The sequence below is a fragment of the Streptomyces sp. NPDC058469 genome, assembly GCF_042721125.1.
In the GTDB taxonomy this organism is placed as follows: Bacteria; Actinomycetota; Actinomycetes; order Streptomycetales; family Streptomycetaceae; genus Streptomyces.
Genome location: NZ_JBHXME010000008.1, coordinates 130,461 through 137,639 on the forward strand (window position 1 = coordinate 130,461; position 7,179 = coordinate 137,639).

Below are 7,179 nucleotides of genomic sequence, written 5' to 3' on the forward strand. Positions count from 1 at the left end.
AACGCTCGCGCAAGCGTTTACGCCAACGTTTGCGCAAGCGTTTACGCGCTACAGCTCCCCGCCCTCGCTTCCTCCCCCGTCCCCGTCCCGCAGCTCCGTCACCCGTTCCAGCAGGATCGCCTCCCAGGTGCGGCGCAGTTGGGTCCTGAGGAGTGGGAGGGGCCCGGTGTCGCGGCCCTTGAGGCAGTCGGCAAGGCGGACGACGGTGTCGCAGCGGGCGAGCCAGAGGCCGCGCAGACAGGGGCGGGCGCCGTAGCCGGCGAGGGTCGCGGCGCGTACGGCGGCGGGGGAACCGACGGCCAGGGCGAGTCCCGCGATGTCCTCGGCGGGGTCCCCGAGGGCCGCGTCGGTCCAGTCCAGGACGCCGCGGACCCGGCCGTCGGTGCTCACCACGAGGTGTTCGCCCTTGAGGTCGTGATGGACGAGGACGGCGGTGCCGGGCTGGGCGGCGAGCTGGATCGCGCCGGGCTGGGTGAGCTGGTGGAGGCGTGCGGCGTCGAACTCGTCGGCGGCGGCGAGGCGTTCGGCGGCCTGCTCGGCGGCGCGGCGCAGCGCCTCCAGGGAGCGCGGTGCGGCGCGCGGGATCCCGAGCGACTCGGCCTGTCGGACGGGCACCTCGCGCAGCCCGGTGAGCAGACCGGCCAGGTCGGCCTCTCCGACGGCGGAGACGTCCTGGTCCTCGCCGGTACGGCCGGGCACCTTGGTGTCCAGCGTGTAGGTGAGCCCGGGCGCCCACTCGCCGTGCGCCACGCTCGTCGGAACCGCGACGGGGAGATACGGCCGTACGAGGTCGCGCAGGCGCAGTTCGCGGCGCTGGCGCAGGGTAGCCGCACGGTTCGGGGCGAGGCGCAGGACATGGCGGGAGCCGACCCACCAGGTGGCGTGCTCGCCGCTTTCGGCGACGGGCCGGATCTCGGGTCCGGCACCGTCGGCCGTACCGTCCTTGAGCAGGGAACGGACCAGCTGGCGGACGGTGTCCGCGGTGGGTGTCGGTGCCTGGGTCATGGTCGCGCCGTCGCCGTTCGGGGTGTCGGGGGCTCCTGGTCGTCGTCAGTCCACCAGGGCCATCTCGCGGGCGGTGTTGTTGAGCCGGCGGCCGCCGTGCTCGGTCACCGTGACGATGTCCTCGATGCGTACCCCGAAGCGGCCGGGCAGATAGATGCCGGGCTCCACGGAGAAGCACATCCCGGGCACGAGGGGCAGTTCCTCGCCCTCGATCATGTACGGCGGCTCGTGCGTGGTGACGCCGATGCCGTGGCCGGTGCGGTGGATGAAGTAGGGGCCGTATCCGGCGTCGTCGATGACCGCGCGGGCGGCGCGGTCGACCTCCTGGCAGGCGACTCCGGGGCGCACCGCGCGGAAACCGGCCTCCTGGGCCTCCCGGACGAGGTCGTGGACGCGCTGTTCCTCGTCGCCGGGTTCACCGACGTGGACCGTGCGCGAGGTGTCGGAGCCGTAGCCGTCCTTGAGGCCGCCGAAGTCGAGGACGATCATGTCGCCCTGCTGGATGACACGGTCGCCGACCTCGTGGTGCGGGTCGGCTCCGTTGGGGCCCGAGGCGACGATCGTGAAGTCGACCTGGGAGTGGCCGAACTGCCGTAGCAGATCGGCGAGATCGGCGCCGACGTCGGACTCGCGGCGGCCTGCGAAGGGAACCTTCCGGATCTCCTCGTACGTGGCGTCGGCGGCCGCTGCGGCGGCCGCCATGAGGTCCAGTTCCGCCGCGTCCTTCACCGCGCGGAGCATCGGCAGTGCGTCGGTGAGGGAGGCGTAGGTGGTGTCGGGCAGCGTCTTCTGCAGGCCCAGCAGGTGCATGGACCAGGCGTTGTCGCTGATGCCGAAGCGGCCCGTCGCGTCGAGGAGGGCGGCGGTGGCGGCGTAGGGGTCCTTGCCGTCGGTCCAGTCGCGCAGGGTGAGGGCGTCGGCGCCGGCCGCCTTGGCCGCGTCGGGGGCCTCCAGGGTGGGCACGACGAGGACCGGGGAGCGTCCGGGGGCCAGGACGAGGACGGTGAGCCGTTCGGTGATCGCGGTGGGCGCGTAGCCGGTGAGCCACACCATGTCCGGTCCCGGAGCGACCAGGAGCCCCGCGAGACCGGCGTCGGCGGCGGCCCGCGCGGCGCGGTCCATGCGGGACCTGTAGTCGGCGGCGGTGAAGGGCGCGGGCGTGCTACCGGTCATTCAGGCCTCCGAAGACGGACGAAACGGGGCTACGGTCAGCATCCTGCCCGGACCCGGGGGGCCACGCGAGCCGATCGAGGGGACTTCCGGCCCCGGCCGCGCGGCAGGAGGCCCGGGTGGCGCGTCCGGGGCTGTCCCGACCGACGGTCCGCGTCACGTCGAAGGCCACCTCCAAGGGGACGCGCATCGCGGTGTCAGACGACGTACCCGGGCACCACGGTGAACTGCTGGAAGCCGCCGCTGCGGTGCCGCACGGTGATCGTGACCTCGTCCCCGGGGTGGGCACGCGCGACCGCGCGCGCGAGGTCGGCCGCCGAGTCGACACGGGTGCCATCGAAGGTGAGCAGGACGTCGCCGCGGATCAGGCCCGCCGTGTAGCCGGGGCCGGGGATGTGGACACCGACGATCAGGGCGCCCGCCTTCTCGGCGTCCACGGCCTCCACGCCGAGCGTCGCGGCGGCGGACGTGGGCGACGACGACGGGCTCGCGGAGGACGCGGGCCGGCCGGACGGGGCGGCCGTCGGCGCCGGCTGCCGGGCCGCCTGGCGCTGCATCTCGGCGAGTTTGCTCATGCCGATCACCGTGGCGCCGGCCGTGCCGAGTCCGACCCCCGAGAGCACCAGGACGGTCCCGACGAACAGGCCGAAGAGCAGGGTCACGAGCCGTCGGCCGCGGCGCCGCGCGGCGTGCGGGCGTCGGCCGGCACTGGGCTTGGTACCGCCGCCGGGTTCCTGACCGGGCATCGGCTTGGGACGCAACGCAGTCTGTTCCATGGATCGCCTCCGGCAGATGCTCTACCCGGCGCACCGGCGTCCGACGTGCCACGAACGAGTGAGACTGACCGACGGTCAGGAGAGGGAAGCGGCAGGCGTCACGGCGGCGAGGGCCCGCAGCTGCCGGGTGTGCGCGGTGGGCCGGCCCCGTTGTCAGTGGCGGCTGTTACGTTCTGTGACATGACCGATCACGCCCTGCGGCTGCTCCGGCAGAACGCCCACCTGGCCGAACTGGCCGCGTTCCCCTTCGACTTCGACCTGGATCGGGCCGACCACGTCGAGCCGGTCCGGCTGGGCTCGGGCGGTCCGCTGCGTCCCGTCGCGGGGGACGACACGGGCGGTACGTACTTCGTGTGTGCGGACGGTTCCGTGCTGTACGCCGACTCCGAGGGCTCGGCCGGGATCATCGGCTCCAGTGTCGACGAGGCGTTGGAGATCGTGATCGGTCTGCCGGGCTGGCGCGACCATCTGGACCTGTCCCCGAGCGACGGCCCGGAGAAGATCCTGGCCCGGGTCGCGGAGACGGAGGAGGAGTTCCGCGAGGACTACGGAATCGACGAGGCGAGGCCCGAACTTCGCGCCGCCCTGGGCCTGTCCGAGCGTTCCCCGGTCGAGCTGATCGGCATGCTGCACACCGCCCTGCTGCGCACCGAGCCCGACTTCCTGCTCCTGAACGCCGAGGAGGGCTGCGCCTACGACCTCCTGGACCGGCATCCCCGTCCCCCGCTGTGGGAGCCGGTGCTCGCCCAAGGGCGGGCGGATCTCGCGGCCCTGCGGGCTGGTGACCGTACGGTGTGGGACGCGGCGGATGAGGACCCCGTACGACGCCGACTCGTGCTGCGGGCCGCGCAGTTCGACCGCGCGGACGGCGATCTGGAGCTGCTGCGGTATCTGTTGCGGCACGAGGCCGCGTCGTCGATGACGGACGAACTGCGGCTCGCCGCCGTGCTGGTGGGGCTGCGCGGGCACACCGAGGATCTGCCGCTGCTGCACGAGGTGCGGGAGACGGACTTCGACACCGCGTGCGGGCTGAGCGAGATGCCGGGGCCCGGCGCGGACGGGACGGTGTTGCGGGAGTGGGCCCGGGGGCTGGACGAGTCGCTCTTCGGTACGGACCCTTCCGACGAACCCCTGTTCACCTGGACCGAGTTGGCGGCCGACCAGGGGCTCACCGAGGTGGCCCGGACGGCCCTGATCCGCCGACTGGACGAGATCGAGAGGGACCAGGGCCTGCTGCGCCGGCCGGGCGCACCGAGGGCACTGGACCCGTCTCCCCTGCGGACGCTGGCCCGCGAGTTCGAGCAGCTGGGCGATCTCCCCCAGGCGCTGCGCGCCCAGCGCCTCTACGCCGCCCTCCAGGACACGGCGTGGGACCGCATCTCGGCGCGGCTGACACAGGCCCGCCTGGAGCGCGAGACAGGTCAACTCGCGCAGGCGGGCGCGACGTTGGCGGCGCTGCGGTCGATCCTGTCCGCCCCCGGCGACGACTCCCTGCGGCACTGGCAGGGCGTGAACCTCGGCCGGTTCGTCGCCGAGGAGCACTACGCTCTGGCGCGCGACCTGGCCGACGCGGATCTCCCTGAGGAGGCCAGCGCGGGCCTGGTCGCCGCCGACGAGATACGCGGCGCGCTCTCGGGGGCCGCCGCGACGGCCGTACGAGAGCTCGCCGAGGACGTGTCCGAGCGGGTCCGGGATGCCGGGGACCTCCGGTGAGAGATCTCAGCTGAACGGCAGCGCCGGGACCCGGTCCGGGACGAAGCCGTGCGAACGCCTCGCCAGGTAGGCGGACTTGTAGCGGTCGACCTCGCGGTGCCAGTTCAGGATGCCCGCCATCCAGTGCTGGAGGTCGGTCACATAGCCCCGCATGATCTCGCGCGCCTCGTCCGAGAGCTCGAAGTCGTCGTAGACGATGGGCAGTTCCTGTTCGGCGACGTGTTCGAACTGGCGCATGCGCTGGGTCATCAGGTCGTGGACGACGCCGAGTGCGGTCGGGTAGTCGATGCCGAAGAAGTTCTGGACGACAAGGATGGCGTTGTGGACCTCACCCTCGTACTCGATCTCCTTCTGGTAGGAGAAGACGTCGTTGAGGAGGCAGGCGTAGTCGATGGCCGCGTTCTCCAGGGAGCGGACGGGGCCGCTGCGGTAGACCTCGGGCGGGACCTTCGGGCCGTGGCCCATGCGGCACATGCTGAGGGTGAGGTCGGAGCCGAAGGTGGCGCGGCGCATCTCCAGGTAGTCGATCGGGTCGGGGATGCGGTGCTGGATCTGGTTGGCGAGCTCCCAGACCCAGCTCTCGGTCATCTTGTTGATCGCGTCCTTCAGGGTGCGCCGGTCGTCCAGGGGCATCTCGGCGGTGGTGAGGGCCCACAGGTCGACGAGTCCGCGTTCCATGCCGTTGACCGGCACGAGGGCCGTGGCCCCCTCGACGGGCATGCAGTCCGACAGACGGGCCGTGGTGACGCGGGCGGCGGCGAGGTCGCCGCGGATGCCGTAGACGAGGGGGTAGTAGTCGTCGCCGTAGGTCCCCCAGGCGAGCCAGCGCGAGCTGAGGTCCAGGGCCGCTTCGGTGGCGTCCGGGTCGATGCCCGCGGAGCAGAGCGGGAGGTCGGCGGCGGCGAGTTTCCCCTCGTCCCAGACGCCCTCCTCCAGGATGCCCATGGCGTGCGCCCAGTCGACGAGGCGGTGCCGGGCGCCGTCCAGGTGCGGGCTCAGTTCGACCTGGAACGGCATGTAGAAGTCGGGGAGTTGAGAGGGGCCGACCTTCTGGAAGGGCACGTGCGTGTAGGCGCGCAGCCGCTCGGCGCCGGCCGCGGCGAGCAGGGCGCCGATGTCGGCGGCGGAGGTGCCGATGCCTGTCGGTCCGTTCAACGGCGAGTTGTCGAGGGCGCCTTCGTTCATGTAGCGGCTGGAGCGCAGGTGCCATTCGTGGCCGCCCGACTGCCAGTCCTGGAGGCCCTGGGCGTAGGCGGCGACGGCCGCGACCTCGTCCGGGGTGAGACCTTTCTCCAGGGCCACGGCCGGCACTTCGGTGAACGCGGTGTGCTCGAACTGGTGGAGCCGGGAGGTGAGGACGTCGTTGACGGTGTCGGCGGCCTCCTGGGTGGTGCAGCCGAAGAAGGTCTCCAGGACGAGCACGCCGTTGCTCAACTCACCCTCGTCCTCGACCTCCCGCTGGTAGGAGAACAGGTCGTTGCGCAGGTGGACGCCGTCGGAGAAGGTCTCCATCAGCACCCGCAGCGGCCTCTCCTCGGCCACGGACGCGGGCACTTCGGCGGTCGCGTACTCCACCAGACCCGCCGACCAGGGCGCGCCGCCCACCTTGCGGCGCATCTCGATGTACTCGACGGGGTTGGCGACCCGCCCCTCGTTGATGTTGGACAGCTCCCACAGGGACTCGTTGAGCAGATGCTCGGTGGCGACGGCGAAGCGGCGGCGCCAGTCGACGGACATCGACGGCACCGTGCGCGCCCACAGGTCGGCGAGCCCCGCCTCGACCGGGTTCTCCGGCTCCGGCAGGGGGGTCGCCAGGTCGAGCGGCATGAACAGCGGCAGCCGGTCCAGGTAGGCCTTGCCGCCGACGCGGTCCTGGCTGCGCTTGAAGGTCTCCAGGAAGTGGTCGTCGAAGAAGAACACCCAGACGTACCAGTCGGTGATCAGCGACAGGTCGGGCCCGTCGCAGTCGGGGTGGGTGTAGGCGCAGAGCAGACCGTAGTCGTGCGCGTCGAGGTCGGCCTGCTCCCAGATCCCGGAGCCCTCCAGCATGCCCATCTCGCGTGCCCACGTGGAGGAGTGGGCGCGGGCCTCGTCCAGATGCGGGTTGAGGCGCGCGGGATACGGCATGTAGAAGTGCGGGAGTTCGAACGGCTGGGTCATGGCCGGGCCCTACCCGCGGCTCCCAACGGCCATCCCGGGCAGGGGACATGATCACACCATCGCGTGAATCAGCGGTGAATCCATGAGTTTTCCCCGCAACTTGTGACGTTCGGTCCCCCGCACTTCCTCTGCTGTCTAGGGAAGACGCGAAACGAGTTCCCCGGCGACCCACGCGAGCGCGTCCGGCAACGCCTCCGTGGCCACCGGCAGCCACAGGGAGGCGGAGACGAGACCGGCGTCGGACAGCCAGCCCAGCTCGTCCCGCACGCTCTCGGCCGTCGCGTCCACCCCGCCCAGCGGCCGGCCCGGCACCTTCACCGCGGGGGTGAACCCGGGCGGCACGAGGAACAGACCC

5 protein-coding genes and 1 pseudogene are annotated in these 7,179 nt (G+C 72.0%); 1 reads left to right on the plus strand and 5 read right to left on the minus strand.

Going from position 1 to position 7,179, the window contains the following annotated elements; all coding sequences use genetic code 11:
- Nucleotides 1-48: 48 nt before the first annotated feature.
- The 3 genes from ACFWP5_RS07425 to ACFWP5_RS07435 all read right to left on the minus strand — a co-directional run bounded on the left by ACFWP5_RS07425 (nt 49) and on the right by ACFWP5_RS07435 (nt 2,951).
- On the minus strand, nt 49-1,005 hold the full coding sequence (locus ACFWP5_RS07425; protein WP_384151690.1) for a phosphotransferase family protein: 957 nt from the start codon (nt 1,003-1,005) through the stop codon (nt 49-51).
- Between the two features lie 45 nt (nt 1,006-1,050).
- A complete protein-coding gene (locus ACFWP5_RS07430) occupies nt 1,051-2,178 on the minus strand; it encodes a M24 family metallopeptidase (protein ID WP_384151693.1) in 1,128 nt (375 codons plus the stop codon).
- A gap of 194 nt (nt 2,179-2,372) precedes the next feature.
- Nucleotides 2,373-2,951, minus strand: a complete 579-nt coding sequence (locus tag ACFWP5_RS07435) for a PDZ domain-containing protein (protein ID WP_384151696.1) — start codon at nt 2,949-2,951, stop codon at nt 2,373-2,375.
- Between the two features lie 180 nt (nt 2,952-3,131).
- On the opposite strand from ACFWP5_RS07435, the gene ACFWP5_RS07440 reads away from it, so the two are divergent.
- On the plus strand, nt 3,132-4,664 hold the full coding sequence (locus tag ACFWP5_RS07440; protein ID WP_384151699.1) for a hypothetical protein: 1,533 nt from the start codon (nt 3,132-3,134) through the stop codon (nt 4,662-4,664).
- A gap of 6 nt (nt 4,665-4,670) precedes the next feature.
- Here ACFWP5_RS07440 and cyc2 read toward each other — a convergent pair whose 3' ends face one another.
- Nucleotides 4,671-6,824, minus strand: a complete 2,154-nt coding sequence (cyc2, locus tag ACFWP5_RS07445; protein ID WP_384151702.1) for a germacradienol/geosmin synthase Cyc2 — start codon at nt 6,822-6,824, stop codon at nt 4,671-4,673.
- Nucleotides 6,825-6,959: 135 nt separating this feature from the next.
- Nucleotides 6,960-7,179, minus strand: a pseudogene (locus ACFWP5_RS07450) (F420-dependent oxidoreductase); the annotation flags it as partial.